Annotated in this window: 21 protein-coding genes; 9 read left to right on the top strand and 12 right to left on the bottom strand. The window is 69.4% G+C overall.

All coding sequences use genetic code 11. The annotated features are described in order from the left end of the window. Positions 1-122: 122 nt before the first annotated feature. Positions 123-1,310 (top strand): magnesium and cobalt transport protein CorA, encoded by a 1,188-nt coding sequence (locus tag ACGFX9_RS12255; protein WP_393469013.1) that lies wholly within the window; start codon positions 123-125, stop codon positions 1,308-1,310. 34 nt (positions 1,311-1,344) lie between these two features. On the opposite strand, the gene ACGFX9_RS12250 is transcribed toward ACGFX9_RS12255, so the two are convergent. Beyond that, positions 1,345-2,928: an alpha/beta hydrolase gene (locus ACGFX9_RS12250; protein ID WP_393469010.1), complete on the bottom strand. Its 1,584-nt coding sequence runs from the start codon at positions 2,926-2,928 to the stop codon at positions 1,345-1,347. Positions 2,929-3,247: 319 nt separating this feature from the next. On the opposite strand from ACGFX9_RS12250, the gene ACGFX9_RS12245 reads away from it, so the two are divergent. Beyond that, positions 3,248-4,615, top strand: coding sequence for a phosphatase PAP2 family protein (locus tag ACGFX9_RS12245; RefSeq protein WP_393469007.1), 1,368 nt, complete (start codon positions 3,248-3,250; stop codon positions 4,613-4,615). Between the two features lie 5 nt (positions 4,616-4,620). Here ACGFX9_RS12245 and ACGFX9_RS12240 read toward each other — a convergent pair whose 3' ends face one another. The 5 genes from ACGFX9_RS12240 to ACGFX9_RS12220 all read right to left on the bottom strand — a co-directional run bounded on the left by ACGFX9_RS12240 (position 4,621) and on the right by ACGFX9_RS12220 (position 9,841). Beyond that, positions 4,621-5,685: an LCP family protein gene (locus tag ACGFX9_RS12240; RefSeq protein WP_393469004.1), complete on the bottom strand. Its 1,065-nt coding sequence runs from the start codon at positions 5,683-5,685 to the stop codon at positions 4,621-4,623. Then, positions 5,682-7,748 carry a bifunctional polysaccharide deacetylase/glycosyltransferase family 2 protein gene (locus ACGFX9_RS12235; protein ID WP_393469001.1) on the bottom strand — a complete coding sequence of 689 codons (2,067 nt, stop codon included), beginning with the start codon at positions 7,746-7,748 and terminating at the stop codon, positions 5,682-5,684. The genes ACGFX9_RS12240 and ACGFX9_RS12235 overlap by 4 nt, the downstream gene beginning before the upstream one ends. 44 nt (positions 7,749-7,792) lie before the next feature. Further along, positions 7,793-8,095: a hypothetical protein gene (locus tag ACGFX9_RS12230; RefSeq protein WP_393468998.1), complete on the bottom strand. Its 303-nt coding sequence runs from the start codon at positions 8,093-8,095 to the stop codon at positions 7,793-7,795. 430 nt (positions 8,096-8,525) lie between these two features. Continuing rightward, entirely contained in the window at positions 8,526-9,377 is an 852-nt protein-coding gene (locus ACGFX9_RS12225) for a cytochrome c oxidase assembly protein (protein ID WP_393468995.1), read from the bottom strand. Further along, on the bottom strand, positions 9,374-9,841 hold the full coding sequence (locus ACGFX9_RS12220) for a DUF2243 domain-containing protein (RefSeq protein ID WP_393468992.1): 468 nt from the start codon (positions 9,839-9,841) through the stop codon (positions 9,374-9,376). The genes ACGFX9_RS12225 and ACGFX9_RS12220 overlap by 4 nt, the downstream gene beginning before the upstream one ends. A 234-nt stretch (positions 9,842-10,075) precedes the next feature. On the opposite strand from ACGFX9_RS12220, the gene ACGFX9_RS12215 reads away from it, so the two are divergent. The 7 genes from ACGFX9_RS12215 to ACGFX9_RS12185 all read left to right on the top strand — a co-directional run bounded on the left by ACGFX9_RS12215 (position 10,076) and on the right by ACGFX9_RS12185 (position 17,706). Then, a complete protein-coding gene (locus ACGFX9_RS12215) occupies positions 10,076-11,464 on the top strand; it encodes a phytase (RefSeq protein WP_393468990.1) in 1,389 nt (462 codons plus the stop codon). A 927-nt stretch (positions 11,465-12,391) separates the two neighbouring features. Continuing rightward, a complete protein-coding gene (locus ACGFX9_RS12210; RefSeq protein ID WP_393468987.1) occupies positions 12,392-13,720 on the top strand; it encodes a pyridoxal phosphate-dependent decarboxylase family protein in 1,329 nt (442 codons plus the stop codon). A 39-nt stretch (positions 13,721-13,759) separates the two neighbouring features. Beyond that, positions 13,760-15,307: a hypothetical protein gene (locus ACGFX9_RS12205; protein WP_393468984.1), complete on the top strand. Its 1,548-nt coding sequence runs from the start codon at positions 13,760-13,762 to the stop codon at positions 15,305-15,307. Between the two features lie 20 nt (positions 15,308-15,327). Beyond that, positions 15,328-15,789, top strand: coding sequence for a hypothetical protein (locus ACGFX9_RS12200; protein WP_393468982.1), 462 nt, complete (start codon positions 15,328-15,330; stop codon positions 15,787-15,789). A 58-nt stretch (positions 15,790-15,847) separates the two neighbouring features. Continuing rightward, positions 15,848-16,663 (top strand): hypothetical protein, encoded by an 816-nt coding sequence (locus tag ACGFX9_RS12195; RefSeq protein ID WP_393468980.1) that lies wholly within the window; start codon positions 15,848-15,850, stop codon positions 16,661-16,663. 34 nt (positions 16,664-16,697) lie between these two features. Next, the gene (locus ACGFX9_RS12190) at positions 16,698-17,129 is read left to right on the top strand and encodes a hypothetical protein (protein WP_393468977.1); all 432 of its coding nucleotides are present in this window, start codon (positions 16,698-16,700) and stop codon (positions 17,127-17,129) included. A gap of 34 nt (positions 17,130-17,163) precedes the next feature. After that, entirely contained in the window at positions 17,164-17,706 is a 543-nt protein-coding gene (locus tag ACGFX9_RS12185) for a hypothetical protein (RefSeq protein ID WP_393468974.1), read from the top strand. Positions 17,707-17,771: 65 nt separating this feature from the next. Here the strand turns inward: ACGFX9_RS12185 and ACGFX9_RS12180 are convergent, their stop codons facing one another. From ACGFX9_RS12180 to ACGFX9_RS12155, 6 genes are all read right to left on the bottom strand, one after another. Then, complete coding sequence (locus tag ACGFX9_RS12180; protein ID WP_393470421.1) at positions 17,772-18,467, bottom strand: GntR family transcriptional regulator; 696 nt, start codon at positions 18,465-18,467, stop codon at positions 17,772-17,774. 88 nt (positions 18,468-18,555) lie between these two features. Then, positions 18,556-19,557 (bottom strand): proline racemase family protein, encoded by a 1,002-nt coding sequence (locus ACGFX9_RS12175; protein WP_393468972.1) that lies wholly within the window; start codon positions 19,555-19,557, stop codon positions 18,556-18,558. A gap of 35 nt (positions 19,558-19,592) precedes the next feature. Further along, positions 19,593-20,492, bottom strand: coding sequence for a dihydrodipicolinate synthase family protein (locus ACGFX9_RS12170; protein ID WP_393468969.1), 900 nt, complete (start codon positions 20,490-20,492; stop codon positions 19,593-19,595). 40 nt (positions 20,493-20,532) lie between these two features. Continuing rightward, on the bottom strand, positions 20,533-22,014 hold the full coding sequence (locus ACGFX9_RS12165; protein WP_393468966.1) for an FAD-dependent oxidoreductase: 1,482 nt from the start codon (positions 22,012-22,014) through the stop codon (positions 20,533-20,535). Beyond that, positions 22,001-22,312: a (2Fe-2S)-binding protein gene (locus ACGFX9_RS12160; protein ID WP_393468963.1), complete on the bottom strand. Its 312-nt coding sequence runs from the start codon at positions 22,310-22,312 to the stop codon at positions 22,001-22,003. Before ACGFX9_RS12160 ends, ACGFX9_RS12165 begins: the two co-directional genes overlap by 14 nt. Further along, a complete protein-coding gene (locus ACGFX9_RS12155) occupies positions 22,309-23,487 on the bottom strand; it encodes an NAD(P)/FAD-dependent oxidoreductase (RefSeq protein WP_393468959.1) in 1,179 nt (392 codons plus the stop codon). The genes ACGFX9_RS12160 and ACGFX9_RS12155 overlap by 4 nt, the downstream gene beginning before the upstream one ends. Between the last annotated feature and the right edge of the window lie 77 nt (positions 23,488-23,564).

Below are 23,564 nucleotides of genomic sequence, written 5' to 3'. Positions count from 1 at the left end.
GAGGACCTCGGATACCTCGAAGACCTCAAAGACAAGAGTTCGACGCACCACTAAACACGTACCACTGAACACGTACCACTGAACACGTACCACTGAACACTCATCACTCGGAGGCAGCCAGCATGGCGGAGCGCCGGACCCGGCCCGTACCGAGCACGAAGAGGCAGGGCTGGTGGCGCACTCCCCAGACCGACGCGGCTCCGTCCGTGGGGAACGGGAAATCAGGGAGCCCCGGGAAGTCCGGGGCCGGGGAGACGCCCGCATCCCCCTCCCCCGCACCGGCGGAAGCGGCCAGCGTGGTCCAGGCGGCGCTCTACCGTGACGGTGTCCGCGTGGCGGCGCCCGCCTCCCTCGCCGACACCTTCCGCGAGCTGCGCAAGCAGCGGGACGGGATGGCGTGGATCGGCCTCGCAAGGCCCACGGAGGCAGAACTGCTCACGCTGGCCGCCGAGTTCGACCTGCACGAGCTCGCGGTCGAGGACGCGATGGAGGCGCATCAGCGCCCGAAGCTCGAACGCTACGGAGAAACCCTCTTCGTCGTCCTGCGCGCGGCCCGCTATCTGGACGCCCAGGAGGAAGTCGACTTCGGCGAACTGCACGTGTTCGTGGGACCCGACTTCGTCATCACGGTGCGCCACGGAGCCGCCCCGGACCTGACCGCCGTACGCCGCCGCATGGAGGAGAGCCCGGAGCTTCTCAAGCTCGGCCCGGAGGCGGTGCTGTACGCGATCCTGGACGCGGTGGTCGACGGGTACGCCCCGGTCGTGGCGGGCGTCCAGAACGACATCGACGAGATCGAGACCGAGGTCTTCAGCGGCGACCCGGCGGTCTCCCGCCGCATCTACGAACTCTCCCGGGAAATGGTGGAGTTCCAGCGAGCGACGCGCCCCCTGGTGGCGATGCTGCACGCCCTGATGGCGGGCTTCGCGAAGTACCGCACGGACGAGGAACTCCAGCGCTACCTGCGTGACGTGGCCGACCACGTCACGCACACCAGCGAACGAGTCGACGGCTTCCGCCAGGCCCTCGCGGACATCCTCACGGTCAACTCGACGCTGGTCACACAGCAGCAGAACGCGGAGATGCGGGCGTTGGCGGAGGCGGGGTTCGAGCAGAACGAGGAGATCAAGAAAATCTCGTCATGGGCGGCGATCCTGTTCGCCCCCACACTCGTAGGCACGATCTACGGAATGAACTTCGACGAAATGCCGGAGCTGCACTGGGCGTTCGGCTATCCGTTCGCGATCGGCCTGATGGGTATTGTTTGCGCCAGTTTGTACGTTATTTTCAAGCGGCGGGACTGGCTGTAGCCGCCTGCCTTTCAGAGCGCTACGTCACGCCGGCCTACTTGGAGCACACCCGGTCATCGGCAGGCAGCTTGCCCGTGGACAGGTAGTGGTTGACCTCGCTGTCGACGCAGTCGTTCTCGTAGAGGCCATAGATCGCGTGCCGGTTGGCGCCCTTGAGGGTGAGCAGTTTGGAGCTCGGCAGCAGGTCGTGCAGGGCTACGGCTCCCTTGTGGGGTGTGCGGGGGTCGCCGGTGGCCGAGACGATCAGTGGATTGGCGTCGTGCTTCACCTGGGTGGGTTCCTCTCGGGGGCGGTCCCAGAACGCGCACGGGCCGATGTTCTTGGTCAGCGCGCCGAAGCGCGGGTACGCGGCACGGCTGCGCTCGATGTCCCGCCAGTAGGTCTCGGGGTTGCGCGGGGCCGCCCGGTCCCCGCAGATGATCGCGGACTGCACGCTGCCCGTGCGCGACTGCTCGCCGGTCATCGCGAACCGCAGCAGCCCGGCGAAGGACGGTGACAGCTTGGCCGGCTGCCCGGCCGCGGCCTTGTTCAGGACCGACACCTGCTCGCCGAGCGTCGCCCGGGAGACGTCGGTGTCGCTGTCGACCCCGGAGAGCAGAATGAACGGGACCTGGGTGTCGTCCAGTTGGAACGTCTCTGGCGCGGTGCCGACCGTGAGCGGGGCGCGCGCGGACGCCCTGATGATCCGGTCGACGGTGGCGAGCACCTGGGCGCGGGTGCGGCCGAGGCCGTAGGTCTCGTCGCGGGCGGCGGCCCAGGTGGCCCAGTCGGCGAGCGCCCGCTCGTTCTCGCCGACGGCTTCCTGGAGCAGCCGGGGGCCGAACTTGCGCGGGTCGATGGCGCCGTCCAGGACCATGCGGTCGGTGCTGCCGGGGAACATCTGGGTGTAGACCGTGCCCAGGTAAGTGCCGTACGAGTAGCCGAAGTACGAGATCCGCTTCTCGCCCAGCGCCCCGCGGATGACGTCCATGTCGCGGGCCGTGTTGCGCGTGCTGACATGCGGCAGCACGGCGGCGTTGGTGGCCCGGCACTTGGCGGCCAGGTCTTTCTGGAGGGCGACTTGGCGCTCGAAACCCGACCGGCCGAGACCGGCCGAGAAGAGGTTGGTGCCGACGGGCCAGCCGCAGTCCAGCGGGGTGCTGCGGCCGACGAAGCGCGGGTCGAAGCCGACGATGTCGTAACGCGGTCCCGCCTTCTTCACCCACGTATGGAATTCGGGCGGCGACTGAAGGGCGGTGCCGCCGGGGCCGCCGTTGTTGAGGAGGATCGAGCCGATGCGGTGGCGGGTGTCGGTGGCCTTGAGCCGGGATATCGCGACGGTGATCGTACGGCCCCCGGGGGCCGTGTAGTCGAGCGGCACGACGACGTCCGCGCACTGCACGCCTGCCTTGTCCAGGTCGCGGCCCATGGTGTCATCCGGCTTCTCGGCGCAGCTGCCCCAGAGCAAGTGCTGGTCGTAGTAGCGGTCGAGCCCGGGCCCGGCCTCGGACCCGGGTTTCGGCCCGGCACCCACCGCCGCGGCCGTGCCCGTGGGAGTCGCCGCAGCCGTGCCGAGGCAGGCCGCGAGGGCGAGGCCGATGACCGAGGTGCGGCGCGCGGACGGGCTGCAGGTGTTCACTGGGTCTCCTTGCGGTGCGGGATGTCGCGGTCGCGAGCGTCTTTCGCGTACGCCGTCGATACGGCGGCCCCCCGTCACGGATGACGCGGCGGCCGACGCCGTCTCACACCGTCAGACGCTAAGCGGAGCAGCCGTCCCCACTCACTACCGCTGTCCCCCCACTCACAGTGAGGCCACCCCCACCAGCGGCGGACCGGCACAGGCCCGATGACACCCGCGAGGCCATCCGCACGGATCCGATGGGATGATCGGCCTCTCGGGTGCAACTCGTTGAACTACTCAAACAGCGTCTAACAAATCGGCCGGACAATTGATACCTATGGATTCGCGGACGCCTTCGCGAATAAGCCGCACATTCACGTTCGCCACGTGGCGTAAGCCACGCGTGATCCTCTGGGCCACGGCCGGTGTGGTGGCCCTCGGGTTTCTCATCGCCCTGGAGATCGCCTCGCGTCGCTACGCCGGTGTGCCGGGGCCGATGACCGTCCAGGCGCGCGAGGTGATCTTCGCGCCCAAGCCGGGTCCGCTGTACGGCGGTCTTGCGTTGATGATGGTCGTCCTCACCTGGCGGCAGCGGTTCATCGCCGCCGGTGTCGCCGTCGGCGTCGATGTCGTGTTCGTACTGGTGCGGTGGGCGGCCGACGTCGAGGTGCCGGAGGGGCAGTTCTTCGGCAATGGTGCCTTGTGGGCGATGTTGGGCTGTGGGGTCTTCGCGGTCACGCGCCGCACCGGACCGGAGCGTGTTCTGCTGTTGAAGGGCGTCGGCCTGGGGCTGCTGCTCGTCACCGGGCGCAAGATCGGTGACAGTTGGCTGCTGATCACGGCGAAGACCCGGCCGACCGTGCTCGACCCCTACGTGGCCGTCGCCGATCACGCGCTCGGCAACCCGTCGTGGGTGGCGGGCCGGATGCTCAAGGCCATCGGCCCTGTCGGCACTCACGTTCTCGACCTGGTCTACGCCCAGCTCGCGGTGGGCGCCGTCGCCGTCGCCCTGTACCAGCTGCGCAACGTGGCGGCCGAGCGCCGTTTCCCGCGCCACCATCTGGTGCGCACGTTTCTCGTGATCGGCCTCCTCGGGCCTGCCATCTACATGATCTTCCCTGTGGTCGGGCCGATCTTCGCCTATGGGCCGGGCACCTCAGGCACCGGCGGCGTGCAGTGGGCGGTGACCGATCTGTGGCCGCATACGCCGCCGCCTGTCACCGCCCCGCACCCGGTGCCGTACGACGGGATCACCCCTCGCAACTGCATGCCAAGCCTGCACACCGCGTGGGCCACCGCGATCTTCATCCACTCCCGCAGGGGCCATAAGGTCCTGCGGTTCGCGGGTGCGTTCTGGTTGACCGCCACGCTCGGCGCGACGCTGGGCTTCGGCTACCACTACGGCGTGGATCTCATCGCCGGCGTGGTGTTCGCGCTCACCGTCGAGGCGGCTCTGCGTACGTTCGACCGCGGCTGGGAACGGTCCGGGGTCCTGCTGGTCGCCTACGGCACGGCCGTCTTCGCCGCGCTCCTGGTGGCGTACCGCTGTCTGCCCATGGAGATGGCCGCACATCCGTGGGTGTTCGGGCCCTTGGCTGTTCTGTCGATGGTGTCGGTGATCTTCGGCTACGTACGGACCACCAAGCCGTGGGAGCCGAAGACAGCGCCTGTGCTCCCGCCGGAACCACAGCCCGCGTTGGTCTGAGTCAGTCATGTCACCGGCCGGTCGAGCCGCAGGTCCTCGAAGAGGCGGGCCGACCTCTTGGGGTCCCACTTCAGTACGTTGCCCTTAGGCGTGGGGACGCCGATACCGGACACGGGCACGTTGATCTGCCTGCCTTTCCCGCCCGCGACGCTCTGCGCGGCGCGGAACATCCTGCTGAGATCACGCAGGCTCATGTCCTCGTCGACGACGAGTGTGTCAAGGCCCGCCCGCACGGCCGGGCCGATCTCCAGCGGGTCGAAGAGCGTGCCGGGCCTGGCGGCCTGCTGGGCCAGGGCCGACAGGAACTTCTGCTGGTTCCTCGACCTGCCCAGGTCGCCCTCCCTCTCCTGGTGCCGCTGGCGGACGTAGGCGAGCGCCTGCTTGCCGTTCAGGGTGTGGCAGCCCTTGCGCAGGTCGGCGCCCGACTTCTCGTCCTTGATGTCCCGGTCCAGGCACATCCGTACGCCGCCGATGGCGTCGACGATGTTCACGAACCCGGCGAAGCCGATCTCCGCGTAGTGGTCGATGCGCAGCCCGGTGTTCTTCTCGACGGTGTGTACGAGGAGTTCTGGGCCGCCGTAGGCGAAGGCGGCGTTGAGTTTGTCGCCCTCGGGGCGCTTGGTCTTGCCCGTCGACGTGTCGAGGCGGCCGGGCACGGTCACCCATGAGTCGCGCGGCAGGCTGACCATGCTGGTGCCGTTGGCCCCGGTGTGCAGCAGCATCATCGAGTCGGTGCGCCTGCCGCCGCCTCCGCCCGCGTGCAGGTCCTTCACGTCGTCCTCGGAGAGTCCCTCGCGGCTGTCCGAGCCCACGACGAGGTAGTTGGTGCCCTTGCCGGGCGCCGGGCGTTCCCCGTACGCGGCGAGGTCGACGTCACGTTGGAGCCGGGTCTCGGCCCAGCCGTACGTGCCGCCCGCCGCGACGAGCGGGACGCCCAGCAGGACGAGCAACGCCCGCCGCAGCCTCCTGCGCTTCTTCGGCCGCCGGGCATGGGCGCGCCGGGGCCCGTAGCGGGAGCTGGGGCGTTCGGCGAAGCGCTCACGCGCGTCCTGGTCAAGCGGGTATGTCATGGTCGACTCCCTTCCAGGCTCCGCCGTGCTTCCTCGGGCGGCGGGGGCGGCGTAGGCGGCCCTTCGAGCAGATACGGGTCGGCGGTTCCGGTGCGCTTCATGCTGTGCCACTTCAGGCGGGAGCCCAGCAGCGCCGTGGTCACGGAGTGGATGACCACCAGGTACATCAACTGCCGGTAGACGAACTGCTGGAGAGGCAGCACCCACAGCACGCGCAGCCGCTCACGGTCGAGCCGCAGCGCGTACGCGGCGGTGACCAACTGGACGGAGAGGAACCCGAACCAGACGAGGGCGGCCTCCACGGGGTCGCGGAAGACCGCCCCGAACAGGGCGAACATGTCGACGACCGGGGCGCACAGCGGCAGCACGATCTGGAACAGCGTGACGTAGAGCAGCACGCGGCGTCCGAAGCGCCCGGCGGGCCCGACCTCCACCGCCGCGTGACGGTGCTTCCACATCGCCTGGAGGGTGCCGTAGCACCAGCGGTAGCGCTGGCGCCACAACTGCCGCACACTGCACGGCACTTCGGTCCAGGCGACCGCCGACTCCTCGTAGACGACACGCCAGCCGGCCCGCCAGAGCGCCATCGTGAGGTCGGTGTCCTCGGCCAGGGTCTCGTCACTGACGCCGCCGACGCCCATCAGCGCGTCCCTGCGGAAGGCGCCGATCGCCCCCGGCACCGTCGGCATGCACTCCAGGACCTCGAACATCCGCCGGTCGAGGTTGAATCCGAGTACGTACTCCAGGTGCTGCCATTTGCCGAGGAGCCGCCGCCGGTTGCCGACCTTGGTGTTGCCGCTGACCGCGCCGACCGCGGGGTGGGCGAGCGGCTGGACGAGGCGGGCGAGCGCCTCGGGTTCGAAGATGGTGTCCGCGTCGACCATCACGACGATGTCGTGACGGGCGTACGCCAGACCGGTGTTGAGGGCGCTCGGCTTGCCGCCGTTGGGCTGCCGGATCACCGTCACCCGCGGGTCGTCGATCTCCTCGGCGATGTCGGCGGTGGCGTCGGTCGAGCCGTCGTCGATCACGATGATCTGGAAGTGCGGATGGGTGGAGGCGAGGAGGGAGTACACGGTGGAGGCGATACCGGCCTCCTCGTTGTACGCGGGCACGAGAACCGTCACCGGGTCCCGCACCTCGCGAAGGCGTGGCGCGCCGGGCCGGAACCGGCGCAGCCTGCGCACGTGGAGCCGGGCGAACACCGCGAACAGGAGCATCCGCAGGACGCCGAGCACGCCCGTGAGTGTCAGTGTCCACACCATCACGGTGAGGAAGGCGTGCCCGAGCCGCTGCGACCAGATCAGGCCCTCCCCCTTGATCTCCTGTGCGACCGGGGCCTCCTCGACGAAGGAGGGACGGCCGAGGCCGCCGCTGACAGTGGTGAACCGCTTCACACCGCGGTCCCGCAGCAGGTCCTGGGCCTCGTGGTAGCCCAGGTCGGTCTGGCTGTGCTGCGTCACCGCCCCTCGCCACGGCTTGCGGTCCTTGTGGTCCGACGCGACCACCAGGTATCCCTGCTCCGCCGCGCGCCGCGCGGCCGGCCACTGGGGGCCGCAGAGCGTGTCCGCGGCGGTGGTGTGCGGCAGCCGCAGCAGGGTGGTGTTGATGCCGGCCGCGCCCGCGAAAGCGCTCTGGGTGAGCGACAGTTCAAGGCGCGCGCGCAGCGGCGACGCGGTGCCGAGGTCGCCACCGCTGTAGGTGTACGAGCCGATCTCATGGCCCTCGTACAGGATGCGCCGCATCAGCTTCGGGTGCCGGGCGGCGTCCTTCCCGTAGACGAAGAAGGTCGCCTGTGCGTGGTGCCTGCGCAGCAGGTCGAGCAGGCGAGGCGTCCACACCGGGTCGGGGCCGCCGTCGAAGGTGAGCGCGACGGTCCCCCGCGGCATGGCCGCGGTGGTGAGCCCCTTCGGGCCGAACCGCAGCAGCGGCTTGCCGTCGTCCGCCTCGCGCGGGATCGGCCGGGTGCACGGCGGCTTGGTGCGCGCGGCGTCGACCTGGTGGGTCGTCCAGCCCTCGAAGAGGAGGGCGACGGTGACCACCAGGAGTACGAGCAGGAGCACGAGCCAGTGCCCTCGCGGCGGGCGCCGGACAGCGGCGCGCCGCCTCACTGCTCCGGGCCTCCGGCCGGGGGCGGGGCGGATCTGCCGGACGGCGGGCGGCGGTGGTTCTCCCGGCCCGCGTGGGCCTTGGCCGGAGGCCGGTCGGCCTCGGGCCGGTCGGCCACCGGTCCGCTCGTACTCGGCGGCTGCGTGCCGACGGGCTGCCACAGGCCGCTCATCAGCGTGCCGACGAACAGCAGATACCCGAGGCAGGCGCAGCCCACGGCCAACGCCATGGCTTGCAGCGTCCGCCTGCGCCAGCCCGACTGGTCGACGAAGACCGGGAGTTGGGAGGTTTCAGGCGTCATGTCCCGCCCCGTGTGCGGCGCGCTGCGCGCAGGGGGTGCGGGCGACGATCGCCCGTCGTGCGGTGTGCTGGCTATGTGGGGGATGCCCTGCACTGGTGCTCCTGATCTGCGGCCGCGCACGCGCGACTCTTTGTATGTGGGGGGTACGGGCCCGGGGGCCCGCTGTACTGCTCGTCTCGCTTGTGTGACGTCAGCAGCCGCATCCCGTTGCCCGCCGCGCGGGGGGAGTTCCCCGTACGCGCGTATGCCTCGCGTCCTCCCGGGTGGGGCCGGGAAAGCCACGTACGCAAGTGTCCTCGCAAGGACCGGGAGGCCGGAGTGCGGCGTCAGCCGTCACGCAGCCCCCGACCCTACTCGGGCCCCCGGGACGGGCAACCTCGCATCGAGATGAGCCTCGCCACACATGGGCGAACTACAACTTGACCTGGGCTCACTGGGCGCGGGCCTCGCTCGCACCCAGCGCCGGTGGCGGATCGCCCCTCACAAGGCTCCGGTCGCGGCCCCTCGCCCGCAGCCACCGGCCTCCGATGACGAGGCCGATGACGACCTCGACGGCGTCTCCCCCGTAGTACATGAGCATGGCCCCCGCCCGTAGATCCTCCGGCGCGAACGCCGTACCGGCCGGGCCATCGACGTACAAGGACTTCGCGAGCACCGCGTGCGCTGCCGCCGCGACCACGAGCACGGCCACCCGGAAGCCGAGCCGGCCCGCTCGCCGGACGGGATCGAGCGACAGGGCGCTCATGGTGAACAGCAGCCCGGCAAGGACGACATGGACGTGGACGAGGGCATCGAGCCAGGGCCGGTGGTGGGCCGCCGCGAAGAGCGGAGTGCGGTACAGGAGCCACAGGCCGCCGATGTCGAGAACGGCGGCCGTCGGCAGCCAGGTCACGGCGCGCGCGACCCTGGTGCGCAGCACCCGGTGCAGGACGCGCCGCGGCGCCACCGGCAGCGCGCGCCACGTCAGGGTCAGAGGCCGTGCCGAGGCGAGCAGCAGCGGCGCCGCCATGCCTCCTGCGACATGCCGGAAGACGTGCTCGGTGAAGGGGCCCCAAGTCGGCCCCCCGTTCGGCAGAACCGGCTGGGCCGAACCGGCGCACAGCACAACGCCACCCAGGCAGAAGAGGACATCCCTGCGGTACGGCCACGCGTCGCCCCGCCCCCGCAGCCGTACGGCGGCGGTGACGTACAGACCGCAGAGGCAGATGGCCGTCACGATCACGGCCGCGCTCAGCGTCGGGTTCGGTGACGGGCTCAGTGACGGGCTCAGTGACGGGTTCACCTGTGGCGGCTCCGGAGGAGCAGCGCGACACCTGCCGCGAGGAACAGGACGGCGATCACGTTCCAGGTCCAGTCGTACGGCGCCGTGCCGACGTCGTAGCGGATCTGGTGCAGGCCGAGCACCTTGTGCTGGACCGTGCCGTCATAGAGCTGGAATCCGCCGAGTCCCAGACACACGCCGCTCCACCATGCGGGCCTCACCGGACCGGAGGCGCGCCGCAGGTCCGCGTATACGAAGAGTCCCGCGACGATCGCGAACCAGCCGAACGCGTGGAACAGGCCGTCGGAGACCAGCCCGGCGTCGTTGCTCGCCTTGTCGTAGAAGTGGTGCCAGTGCAGGAGTTGGTGGAAGACGGTCTCGTCGACGAACGCCGCGATGCCGACGCCGGTCAGGGCGCCGCCCGTCAGTGAGCGGTTCCGCAGGTGGGTGGATGGGCCCGAAGGCCACACAGGCGCCTTTCGCACGTCTCTCAGCTTCCCCTTTCAGGACCTCTCAGATTTCAGGACCTCTCGGATTTCAGGACCTCTCAGAATGCGAGACGGCCGGGTACCCGGCGCCCTCACCGCTACGCGTCGGCGTGACATCCTCCGTTCACTCAGCGGTCCTCCGCCCGTCGCACCACCTGACGGCAACTCGTCACGGCAAGATCACAGAGTGGATTCGTCATGCAGTACCCATGACAGAAAGGGATCCCCTTCATGACCAGGCCCCGCAGACCCCGCCTCGCCCTCACCCACCTCCCCTTCACTCATCTCCCCTTCACCCGCCCCGCGTTCAGCCGCGTCGCCCTCGTCGCGGCCCTCGCGGCGGTCGCCGCCACCGCGCCCCTGAACTCCGGTGCCGTCGCGGCCACGGCGCTGCCCGCCGTCGTACCGCACGCCGAGACGCCCGCCCTGCACGACGACGACGAGGGTGGCAACGCCGACGCCGACGACCCGGCGATCTGGCGCAACCCCGCCGACCCGGACCGCAGCCTCGTCGTCGCCACCGCCAAGCAGGGCGGGCTTCGCGTGTACGACCTCGACGCGCACGAGGTGCAGTCCGTTCCCGCGCCCCCCGCGCCAGGGCCGGACGACGCGCCCGGCCGCTTCAACAACGTCGACCTGGTGCACGGTCTGCGCCTGCCGTCCGGCCGCACGGATCTGGCCGTGACCAGCGACCGCGGCAACGACCGGCTCCGCTTCTACCGCGTCGACGGCGGCAGCGACCGCACCGGCGGCCCTCTCACCGACGTCACCGATCCGTCAGCGCCGCCGGTTTTCTCGTCCTCGCAGGGGGAGATCAACGAGCAGCGCACCGCGTACGGCCTCGCGACGTGGACCAACGCGGCGAACGGCAAGTCCTACGCCTTGGTCAGCAGGCGGGAGCGGACCCGCGTCGCGCTCCTTGAGCTGACCCCGAGGAGTGACGGCACGGTCGGCTACCGCAAGGTCCGCACGCTCGACCTGCCCTCCGACTTCCGCCTCCCGAACGGCACTTCGTGGTCGCCCTGCGGCGAGCCGGGCGAACGGCCGCAGGTGGAGGGCATGGTCGTGGACCCGGCCAACGGCATGTTGTACGCGGGCCAGGAGGACGTCGGCATCTGGCGGATGCGGGCCGACCTGACGGGCAAGCCCCAGCTGATCGAGAAGGTCAAGGAGTACGGCGTCCCCGGTACGTACGACGAGTCGACCGAGGAGTGCGTCGCGGGTGACGACCCCGGCTACGGCGGAAAGCGTCTGACGGCCGACGTCGAAGGGCTGACACTGCTGAACGAGGATGAGGACAAGGACGAGGACAAGGACGAGGGCGACGGCTATCTGCTCGCTTCCAGCCAGGGTGACAACACCTTCGCCGCCTACGACCGCGAGCTTTCGGACCACAACGAGTACGAGGGCGGCTTCCGCGTCACTCCCGCCTCCCCCGAGCTCGACGGCTCCGAGGAGTGCGACGGCGCCGCGGCCCTGAACGAACCGCTCGGATCCAGGTACCCGCACGGGCTGCTGGTCGTGCAGGACGGCTACGACACACCCGAGGATGCCGAACGGCCCTCCACCGGCTTCAAGTTCGTGGACCTGGGCGACGTGCTCCACGCCGTCGGCGACTGAACCGACTGATACGACTGACACTCCTGACACGACTGACACGACTGACACAACGAGGGCGGCGGCCCCTGGGGCCGCCGCCCTCTTCTGCCTTCCCGCCCCGTACGCACCACCCTCTCCTTGCTTTTCAAGTTGAAATACCGAACAAAGTCGTGAGGGCTCCCGTGGCCGGAATTTCAACCACCCAGAATGAGTCCCTCCTCCTCGCCGGAAACTGTCCGCGCCTCACCACAACGTGACTAACTCGTCGGTCACATGACAATGGCAAGAAATATTCGCACACGAATCGTTCCCGTCCGCGCATCCCTCATCCACCCCTTGCGCGCCTTGAAATCCGGCCGCCATGGCCATCTTGCCCCCTGTCCGGAAAGAGAGTCCGCCGTCCGACGCATGGGGCGCCTGTGCCTAAAGGTGCGACCAGAAGTGAATGACGGCCCGTCAGGGCAGTCGCACTGTTTTTGGACAGACCATTGAGAGAGTCACCTCTTTGAAACATAAGGCTCTACGGTTGCTTCATGTGGGGGGAAACACGAGGGTTCTTTACAGGGGTTCCGTACGGCCTTCGCTGAACGCGCGCCGCCGGAGTGGATGGTGCTGTCGGGCTTGACCAGCCGGGCCGCTCCATCGTGACCAAGTCCCTATGCTCATCGGCATGCTCAAAAACGCTGGACTCTGCGCTGGTTGCGTCCGCCCCGCATCCATGTCGGGCAACACAGGGACTTTCCGAAGGAGACCCCCGTGACGGAATCTCGGCCGAACAATCCTGCTTCCTCGGGAAGTGGGCTACTACTTGAGGCGTTTGATGCTCAGCTCTTCCGGGAAAGTTCCGAAACCGCCCTTGCGAAACTGGAGAAACACCTATCCGATCTCTCTATCAGGGGCCTCGAACTGATCGATCCCGTAACGCTGTCGGAGGCGGCGACGTCGCTGATGACGACGGAACGCGAACGCGTGGCGGCGTACGACGAGGAGAGACTGGCAGCCATCATCGACCTGTACGTCAGGACCGGCATCCAGGTGCACTCCCCCGGGTACATGGGCCGCCAGTTCTCGGGCGTCGTACCGCTCGCCGGTGTCATCGACTTCGTCAGCTCGGTGGTCAACCAGCCCGCCTCCTTCTACGAGGCGGCCCAGCTGCCCAACGCGGTCGAGCGGATCATGGCCGATGAGCTGAACAGGTTCATCGGCTGGGACCCGGCGCGTTTCACCATGGTGACCACGTCGGGAGGGTCACTGGCCAACCTCACCGCGCTCCTCGCGGCCCGCAACCAGAAGCTGCCCGGCTACTGGTCGGAAGGGGGTTCCTCCCTGCGGGGCCAGCCGCGGCCGGCCATCGCGGTGGGCGCGGACGTGCACTACAGCGTGGCGCGGGCCGCCGGCGTGATGGGCATCGGCGAGGCTCAGCTCGTGCGGCTGCCGCTGAACAGCCGGGGGCAGATCTCGGTGGCGGACGCCCGGCCCGCCCTGGAGGCCGCGGAGCGGCAGAACCTGAAGGTGTTCTGCCTCGTCGCCTCGGCCGGCAGCACATCGGTTGGCGCCTTCGACCCGATCGACGAACTCGCGGACCTGGCCCGGGAGAAGGACCTCTGGCTGCATGTCGACGGAGCCCACGGAGCGAGTCTTCTGGTCTCGGACACGCTCCGCGGAAAACTGCGCGGAATCGACAGGGCGGATTCCCTGACGTGGGACGCCCACAAATTGATGTTCGTGCCGGCGCCGTGCACGATGCTTTTCTACCGGGACAAGGAGGCAGGCCTCACCGCGTTCCGGCAGAAGGCCAGTTACGTGTTCGACGAGGAGCCGGACATATACACCGCGTACGACAGCGGTGGCAAGAACTTCGAGTGCACGAAACGCCCGATGATCATGACCCTGTGGTCGGTCTGGGCCATGTACGGACGGGCCTTGTTCGCGGAGAAGATCGAGTATCTCTGCCAATTGACGGAGGAAGCCTACAGCGTCGTAAGGACCGACCCCGACTTCGAGGCGTTGCACCGCCCGGAAGCGAACATCCTGTGCTTCCGGTATCACCCGGCGGGGGTCCGGAAAGAGGACGTGCACCGCCTCCAGATCGCCATACGCAACAGCGTGAAGCTCCGGGGAAACTTCTTCATCTCCAAGGTGAACATCGATGGAGTGGCAGCACTGCGCGTGGTCATGATGAATCACCAGATCACCGGCGAGCACTTCCGGATGCTGATCTCCGAAATCAGGAAGACCGGGCAGGACCTACTCGGCAGCGAAAAGGAAAAAGCTTAGAGGGGACGGATGTTGAGTACATCGCATGTTCCACCGGCCATGCACGTTCCGCCGATCACGCCGGCGCCCGGTGGCGCCCGTGAACTGGCCAACTGGCTCATTCCCGAATGGGAGTTGCACCCGAAGTCGGTTGAATCCGTGACCGCGCTCCCCTCGTTCGCCAGCAAGCTACTGGAATGCGAACGGGTCTGCCAGACACCGTACAGCGAGGTTTCGCACGAGGTTCAGGAGGCGGTCGTCCTGCGCCGTCTCCAGCAGATGGTGAACACGACGATGCTCAACCCGCTCTGGCGCGACCGCCTGCGCAACGCGGGGACCGTGCGCGCCCCCGAGACGTACGAGGAGTGGCAGCGGATCCCGCTGTCGGACAAGGACATCCAGCGCGACTTCTTCATGGAGTCACGGCCGGGCCTTGTGGTGCCCCTCACCCACGGCGAGTTCGAGATCGTGGCCAGCGGCGGCACCAGTGGCGGACGTCCGCTCGAAGTCGTCTACTCCCTGCGGGAGTTGCGCGACACGTACGACATCGCGGGCCGCTTCATGGGGGCGTACCAGCTCGCCAAGTACCTCGCGGGCAACGACCCCAAGTGGCTCTTCACCACACTGGCCGACTACCAGATGTGGAGCAGCGGCACGATGGTGGGCGGAGTCCTGCAGCATGTGCCCGGCGTCAACTACGTCGGCGCAGGGCCCGTCACGGCGCCCGTCCTCGAGCACATGTTCTCCTACAAGGGTCCCAAGGCCCTGATGGGCATCTCGGCGGGCATCGGGATCCTCAGCGATCTCGGCGCGGGCATGCGCCAGGAGTCGAGGGAGAGTTTCCGTGTCGCCCTGTACGGAAGCGGGGTGCTCTCGCAGCGCAAGCGGGTGGAGCTTCAGGCGCTCTACCCGAACCTGGCCATTCTCAGCTACTTCGCCGCGACCCAGGCGGAGACCATCGGCCTGCAGCTCGATCCCGCGTCGCCGCACCTCTCGGCCGTTCCCGGGCTGCACTTCATCGAGATCGTCGACGAGGACGGGCGCTGGGTCCCCGAGGGTCAGGAGGGCGAGCTCGTCGTCACGCGTCTGCACGCCCATGAGGCGCCGCTGCTGAGGCTCAAGCTGGGCGACCGGATGATCCGCAGGCCGAGGACCGATGGCCCGGGTCTGAAGACCCAGCGGTTCGAGTTCGCGGGCCGCACCGGCGACGTACTGCACATCAACGACAGCCAGTACTCCGCCGCCCGCGCCTACGAAGCGCTGCGCGACGAGCTGCGGGCGGCCGAGGCAGTGGACCTGGACGCCGTGGCGCACGAGGTCCAGTTCGTGAACCACCGGGAGGCCAAGACCATCACGCTGTTCGCCTCGGTCGACGACGTGCTCGGCGTGACGTACCGGACGGACACGGTGCTCGGCCCCTACGGCGCGCAGCAGGTGTTCGTGAACGCCCTGCCGCGGTCCCTCTCGCTGTTCAACCACGGGGAGGCGAACCCCGCGTCGATCGAGAAGACCGGATACAGCTTCCAGCTCAAGTTCGTGCCCCGCCTCACGGCCGAGATCGAGCGGACGGCCGTCGGCAAGGTCCCGCTGGTGCGGGACCGGGGCTAGCGCCTACAGGAGGAGTGAGGATGAAGCCGCAAGTCAACATCATCGCGGTCGTCGACGTCATGGGAGCACTCTCGGGCAGCACGCTGCTCGAAGGCAATCTCTGCATGATGGACGACGGCGGCCACAGCAGCGCCCATCAAGGGACGCCGGACCTGTGCACGGTCGTCAAGCCCGGCCAGGTCGTCTCGTGGTCCGCGCTGGCCGTGGACCTGCAGACGCCGGTCGAGATCAAGAACATCTCGTTCGTCCCCGAGGACGACGAGCCCGGGGATCAGCGGGCGGGGCAGCAGCAGGTGGGGCAGCAACAGACCCACCAGCAGGCGGGCGACGAGGGCGACAAGCTCGACCTCGACGTCTGGACGGGCATCGTGCCCAGCTGGCTGACGCCGGGGGTCGCCTACCGCTACCGCCTGGAACTCCAGATGTACGAGGGCGACAACAGCGTCATGCACATCGACACACCCGCGCTGATGTGTCAGTAGCGGCCGAAGCACGACGGCAAGGGCCGGGAACCGAAGCAGCGGCGACAAAGGCGGAATAATGCCCCAACAATTGGCGATCATCGTGCTCGTGGACGTCGGCAACGCGCTGGTGTCCGAGTCTCTCGAGGGCAACACCTACCTGTTCGACAACATGAAGCTCCAGGGCTCCACGAACCAGGGCACCGGCGAGCTCGTGACCGCGATCAACGGCTCCTACTGGAGGGACGGATCGCAGGCCAGCGAGCAGGTGCTCAACTGGCTCCCGTACAGCCTGGGTTCCATCCCGCCGACCGTGCCCCGCGGCTACGAGTTCGACCGGGCGCGGCAGAGCGACGAGCAGGCCCTGGCCGAGCTCCAGGACCTCGCGACGAAGTCCTCGGTCGCCGGCACCGACCAGGCCGAGCAGCTGAGCCAGATCCGCAGGACGGCCGGCACGCGCGTCAAGACCACGCGGCGCACGAGCGGCCGCATGTCCGGGCAGAAGATCCTCGACGTCACCGGCAAGGTCGTCACCGAGGACAGCACGGCGGCGTACACCTACCCCGCGCCGGTGATCACCGACATCTACGGCGAGGCGGTCGACTCGAAGATCATGTATCCGGCGGAGTACGGCTCCCCGGACCTGGTCACCGACGGCTGGTACTGGTCCGCGTCGGTCGACACCTCACGGCCCGGAACGTACTCGTACGTGATGCGCATCCAGCTCCACAAGCTGGTGGGCCTGAACGGTGAACTGCGCTGGGAGGCGGTCAACTTGAGCTGCCCCTCGACCCTGAAGATCACCTCGGAGCCCCGGCGCAACGCCTTCACCAAGGCGGGCATGGGCCTGCTGCCCATCCCGCCGGACGCGGGCAAGCACCACGGCACCCCCTGACCCGCCAAGGACTCGCAGCAAGAAGGAGGAACGGATGACCACCAAGCCGAGGCCGCGGGAGAGCGGCGTCGCGAAGCGGCCCATCTCCATCACCGCCGTAGTGGACTGTGTCGGCGCGCTGGCGGCCGGCAACATGCAGGGCCACCTGTACATGTACGACACGAACAAGGCCGCCGGATCCGCGGGGTTCGGGACCGAGGAACTGCGGACGCACGCGAGGCGCGGTGACCAACTCCTTTGGAATGCACTGGCGTTGGAGTGCGAGGCGTACGTCGCGATCGCCGACATCGTGATCGACCACGACGTCTGCGAACCGGTGCGCAAGGTCTATCCGGGCACCGACGTCGCCTACTGGATCGGGACGCTGAAGAAGGACGCGGACAACCTCACGTACCAGATCAAGTTCAAGCTGGGCACGAGGGACGAAACGATCGCCACCACCCTGTCGTCGTCCCTCGTCGGCTAGGGCCCGACATGACGGCGTACGCGAAGGAGGAGTGTTGACCAGCAGCGTGCAGCAGAAGCAGAACCCCGGGCAGCTGAACTCGGTCCAGCTGAACATCGTGACGCTCATCAACATGGAGCGGGCGACCGAGACGGGCTCCCTGAGCGACTCGATCTACATGATGGACAACAGCATCGGCGGCAAGGGGCAAGGCACTTCGTCCCTGGAGACGGTCTGCAAGCAGGGGCAGGTCCTGAACTGGATCGTGCGCCCGCTCGACATGGAGAAGCGCCCGGACGGCACCTGGCCGCCCATGCCGAAGATCAACAACATCACCTTCCTCGACACCGAACTTGGTGACGAGGAGGACGTGGCGGAGCGGAAGATCTTCACCGAGCTGAAGATCTACGGGATGCCGGACCGCATGCGGTCCCCGTACACGCCGGTCTACTACTACTGGGCCGGCACGGTCCTGAGCAACGCCAAGCCGGGCGTGCACAGGTACCGGCTCGTGATGGAGCTGGAGCAGGACCGCAAGAAGGAGAAGTTGTACCTGAACACGGCCATCCACCCCTCGATCCGCATCCTCGGGGTCTGACGGCACGTGTGACGGAACGACTGTCCCTGACCCCGCGGCGGGCGCCCGCCGCGGGGCTTCGGGCGCTAATCTGCCGCCCACAGGCCGCGCACGTGACCGAGGTGGCGGGTCATCACCGCGCGTACGGCGGACTCGTCGCGGGCGAGCAGCGCGTCGAGAAGCTCCAGGTGCTCCTCCGCCGACGCCTCCAGGCGCCCGGCGTCGACGAGCGCCTGGAGTCCGTACAGGCGCGAGCGCTTGCGCAGGTCGCCGACCACCTCGACCAGGTGGTCGTTGCCGCTGAGCGCGAGCAGCCCGAGGTGGAAGCGGATGTCGGCCTCGACGTACGCGATGAGGTCGCCGGCCGAAGCCGCGGTGACGATCTCCCGCGCGACGGGCCGCAGCGCTTCGAGCGCCACGGGGTCGGCCGATGTGGCGAGCTCCGCCGTGGTCGGAATCTCGATCAGCGCGCGGATGTGCTTGTACTCGTCGAGCTGCTTCTCGGAGACCGCGGTGACCCGGAAGCCCTTGTTCGGCACCGTGTCGACGAGCCCCTCCTTGGCGAGGTCGAGCATGGCCTCGCGCACCGGTGTGGCGGAGACGCCGAAGCGCACGGCGAGGGTGGGCGCCGAGTAGACCTCGCCCGCGCGCAGCTCACCGGCGATGAGCGCGGCGCGGAGCGCGTCCGCGACCCGCTCGCGGTAGCTGCTGCGCGTCCCGCCGAGGCTCGGCAGGGCGGCGGGGGCGGCGGACGGGGCGCGGTTGCGCTGGGCGGCGGCCATGGGGTGCGGGTCCTCCTTGGAACCGTGCACCGGGATGCAAGGTCCTTGGTGCAATGTCACGTGCCAGTGCCACGAGTATCCCAGGCCTCTAGAGGACGAACCCCGCCGGGAAGGGGTCATCGGGGTCCAGTAGGTACTGCGCGGTGCCGGTCACCCACGCGCGCCCGGTGAAGCTGGGCAGTACGGCGGGGACGCCCGCCACCTCGGTCGTTCCGAGCAGCCGCCCGCTGAACCGCGTACCGATGAAGGACTCGTTGACGAACTCGGTGTCCAGGGGCAGTTCGCCGCGCGCGTGCAGTTGGGCCATGCGCGCGCTCGTCCCCGTGCCGCACGGCGAGCGGTCGAACCAGCCGGGGTGGATCGCCATCGCGTGCCGGGAGTAGCGGGCGGTGGCGCCGGGGGCATGCAGGTGGACGTGGTGGCAGCCGCGGATGGACGGGTCTTCGGGGTGCACGGGTTCGTCCTCGGCGTTGATGGCCTCCATGAGCGAGAGGCCCGCCGCGAGGATCTCGTCCTTGCGTCCGCGTTCGAAGGGGAGGCCGAACTGGTCGAGAGGGAGGATGGCGTAGAAGTTGCCGCCGTAGGCCAGGTCGTATGTGACGGTGCGACCGTCGGGCAGGGTGATCTTTCGGTCGAGGCCGACGGAGAAGGACGGCACGTTCTTCAGCGTGACGGCCTTCGCGGCGCCGTTCTCGACCGCGACCTCGGCGACGACAAGGCCCGCCGGGGTGTCGAGGCGGATCGTGGTGACCGGCTCGACGACCTCGACCATGCCGGTCTCGACGAGGACGGTGGCGACGCCGATGGTGCCGTGCCCGCACATCGGCAGATAGCCCGAGACCTCGATGTAGATCACGCCGTAGTCGCAGTCGGGGCGGGTGGGCGGCTGGAGGATCGCGCCGCTCATGGCCGCGTGCCCGCGCGGCTCGTTCATCAGGAGCTGCTTGATGTCGTCGCGGTGCTCACGGAAGTGCAGCCTGCGTTCGTTCATCGTCGCGCCCGGTACGGTGCCGACGCCACCGGTGATCACCCGCGTGGGCATGCCTTCGGTGTGCGAGTCGACGGCGTGCAGGACGAGTTTGCTGCGCATGTCCGGCGCCTTTCGCTATGTGCGGGTGTACGGGCTCAGGCCAGCCCTGCGGCGATGGCTCGCTCGGTGGCGGTGCGCACCGCCTTCTCCTGCTCGGGAAGCAGCGGCACGCGCGGCGGACGGCAGGGGCCGCCGTGCCGTCCTGCGATGTCCATGGAGAGCTTGATGGCCTGGACGAATTCGGGCTTGGAGTCCCAGCGGAGGAGGGGGTGCAGCTGCCGGTAGAGCTTGCCCGCCGTGCCGAGGTCTCCGGCCACGGCGGCGTGGTACAGCTCGACTGAGGCGGCCGGCAGCATGTTCGGGTAGCCCGCGACCCAGCCCTTGGCCCCGGCGAGGGCGAGTTCGAGCAGGACGTCATCGGCGCCGATCAACAGGTCGAGTTCCGGGGCGAGTTCGGCTATGCGGTAGGCACGGCGTACGTCTCCGGAGAACTCCTTGACGCCCTGGACGTACCCCTCGCCGTGCAGTTCGGCGAGGAGTTCCGGCACCAGGTCGACCTTGGTGTCGATGGGGTTGTTGTACGCGACGACGGGCAGGCCCGCCTTGGCGACCTCTTCGTAGTGGGCGAGGACGGAACGCTCGTCGGCGCGGTAGGCGTTGGGCGGCAGCAGCATCACGGACGCGCAGCCCGCGTCCTTGGCCTGCTCGGCCCAGCGGCGGGCCTCCGCGGAGCCGTAGGCGGCCACGCCGGGCATCACGCGCTGCCCGCCGACCGCCGCGACGGCGGTCTCGACGACCTTGGCGCGCTCTTCGGGGGTGAGTACTTGGTACTCGCCGAGCGATCCGTTGGGCGCGACGCCGTCGCAGCCGTTCTCGACGAGCCAGGCGCAGTGGTCGGCGAACTTGCCGTAGTCGACGGAGAGATCGTCGTTGAGGGGGAGGGCGGTGGCGACGAGGACGCCGTGCCAGGGGCGGGGTCGGTCGGGTGTGGTCATGGGCGTGTTCCTTTCGATGGGGGCAAGGCGCTGGTCAGGATCAGGCCTGCTCGTCGTCGTCTGCGGCCCGTGCGAGCACTCCGAGCGGCACGGGCCGGGCGAACGGCCGCCGGGCGGACCGCTCTTCGCATCCCGCGAGCCCGGCGACGGCCGCCGAGCACATCCGGCCCTGGCACCAGCCCATGCCGGCCCGGGTCAGCAGCTTCACGGTCCGCGCGTCGGTGGCCCCGAGTTCCTGGACGGCTTCGCGGACCGCGGCGGCCGGTACCTCCTCGCAGCGGCAGATGAGGGTGTCGTCGTGGAGTTGCTCGGCCCAGTGCGCGGGCGGTGCGTAGACGGCACGGAGGACAGCGGCGAACTCTCGTGCCTTTGTACGTGACTTGGCGGCGGCCGACCATGCGTCGGGGTCGGGCTCCGCTCCCCGGAGCCGGGCGGCGGCGGAGCATCCCGCGATGTGCCCTTCGGCGAGGGAGAGGGCGGCGCCGCCGATACCGGTTGCCTCACCGGCGGCCCAGACGCCGGGAACGTCGGTGCGCTGCTCGGCGTCGACGGCGACATCGACGCCGTCGACGCGGCAGCCGAGCCCTTCGGCGAGATCGGTGTGCGGCAGCATGCCGTGGCCGACGGCGAGCGTGTCGCAGGGAATGCGGCGGGCGGTGCCTGGCCTGACGCGGCCGGCCGAGTCGAGTGCGGCGACGGTCACGGCCTCAAGGGCGCCGTCGCCGTGAGCCGCGACGACGGTGTGCCGCGGCACGAACTGGACCCGGTGTCGCACCAGTTGACCGGCGTATCGAGCCCCTTCCACAAGCTTGCCCGGGTGCCCGGCGAGGGTGGCCGCGTGCCGAGCGAAGGCCTTCGGACGGGCGGACTCGACGAGGGCGGCCACTTCGGCCCCGGCAGCGGCGAGCCCGGCGGCGACGGGCATGAGCAGCGGCCCGGTCCCGGCGACCACGGCGGTACGCCCCAAAAGCACCAGGCCCCCCTTGAGCATGGCCTGCGCACCCCCCGCGGTAACCACTCCGGGCAGCGTCCAGCCGGGGAACGGCAGGACCTTCTCATAGCCACCGGTAGCGAGCAGCACAGCATCGACGCACACCTCGGCAGGCTCCTCCTGCCGGGCCCCGCGCAGCGCGTGCACGGTGAAGCGGTGGGGGGCGGGAGCGGTGGGCGAGTGGCTGCGGGCCAGGCGCTCGACGAACCAGACGTGATGATCCCGCAGATGGGTGACGCGCCCCGCCGCGATCTGCTCGGCGAGCCCGTCCCGCAGCCGCTCCCAGGTCCGCCACTGGTGGTGCAGCGCCTGCGGCCGGAGAGCGCGGAACGCCGCGGGGGGCTGCCGGTAGAACTGCCCGCCCGCCTCCGCCCCCGCATCGACCACGATCACCCGCGCGCCACGCAAGGCCGCGGCAAGCGCTGCCGCAAGCCCGGCGGGGCCGGCGCCGATGACGGCGAGAGTGGGGGCGGGCCTGGGGGCGGACCTGGGGGCCGCAGCGACCTCCCCGCCGCCCTCACGCACTCTCATGCCCACTGCCCTCCTGCGTCCGAATCTCGTCCCCCGGCCCTGCCGGTACCAGGCAAGCCCGTTGATTGGGGCGCCCGTTGACCCGTACCAGGCAGTCGAAGCACACCCCGATCCCGCAGAACACTCCCCTCGGCTCACCGCCCCGTCGCGTCGTGCGCCAGGACGTGACGCCCGCCGTCCACAGCGCGGCGGCCACCGTCTGGCCCGGCAGGGCGGGGATCTCGCGGCCGTCGAAGGTGACCGTGTGCGGTGGGCCCGGCCGGGCCCGGGTCAGGTCGAGGGGGGTGCGTTTCCTCATGTCGCCTCCTCAGTGGGGCAGTTGCCGAAGCGGTCGGGGCGGAACGGTTCGATCGGCAGCTCGGGGCTCGCCCCGCTCAGGGCTTGGGCGATCAAGTGCCCTGTCCCCGTGGCGAGTCCGATGCCCGCGCCCTCGTGTCCGCAGGCGTGGAAGAGCCCCGGCACCCGCGCGTCCGGCCCGATGGCGGGCAGGTGATCCGGCATGTAGGGGCGGAAGCCCACGTACGCGCGCATGGCGTGGACGCCCTCCAGGAACGGGAAGAGCCGCGTCGCACCCGCCGCGAGAGCCCGCATGACCGGCAGCGAGAAGCTCCGGTCGAAGCCGACCCGTTCGCGGCTCGCGCCGATCAGGACCGGGCCCGCTGCCGTGCCCTCGACCACCGGTGATGTCTGGAGCGCGGCGGAACCGCTGGCCACGTCGGCCACGTAATCGGCGGCGTACACCTTGTGCCTGACCAGGCGCGGCAGTGGCTCGGTGACCAGGACGAAGCCCCGCCGGGGCAGCACGGGCAGGCCGACTCCGGCGAGCGCGGCCACCTCACCGCCCCAGGTGCCCGCCGCGTTCACGACGTACGGGGCGTGGATCTCCCCCTGGTCGGTGCGGACCCCGCGCACCGCGCCCGCCGCGGTCCGCAGCACGGATGTCACCGTCCGGCCCGTATGCAGGTCCGCGCCCAAATCCCCTGCCAGGCACACCAGTTGAGCCGCTGCCAGCGACGGCATCACCTGCGCGTCCTGCGGATAGAAGACACCGCCCGCAGCGCCCCGCGCCAACTCCGGTTCCAGTTCACGCAGTTCGCCGGGCGCGACCGACCGCGCGTCGACCCCGGCCGCCCGCTGACCGGCGGCCAGCTCCCCCAGCGTCGCGAGGCCCTCATCCGATGACGCCACGACCACGCCACCCTTGGCCTCGAACTCGAAGCTCGCGCCCACCCCCGGCTCCGCGGCGAGCTCGCTCCACAACCGGCCGGAGAGAAGGGCCAGTTCCAGCTCCGGGCCCGGTTCCTTGTCGGACACCAGCAGGTTGCCCTCGCCGGAACCCGTCGTGCCGCCGGACACCGGGCCGCGGTCCACCAAGGCGACGGACAGACCGGCCCGTGCGGCGTACAAGGCGCATGCGGCGCCCACCATCCCGGCGCCAATCACTACAACATCGCAGGTCAGCCGCTTTGCCACGTCAGTACTATGTCACATGTTCCCTTACCGGCCAAGGGTCTCTACGCTGACTGACGCCGCCGAACAGGGAAGAAAAG

The sequence above is a fragment of the Streptomyces sp. NPDC048436 genome (assembly GCF_043200355.1).
Taxonomy (GTDB): domain Bacteria; phylum Actinomycetota; class Actinomycetes; order Streptomycetales; family Streptomycetaceae; genus Streptomyces.
Note: the sequence above shows the minus strand (reverse complement) of the source record. Positions and strands in the feature narration are given on the sequence as shown.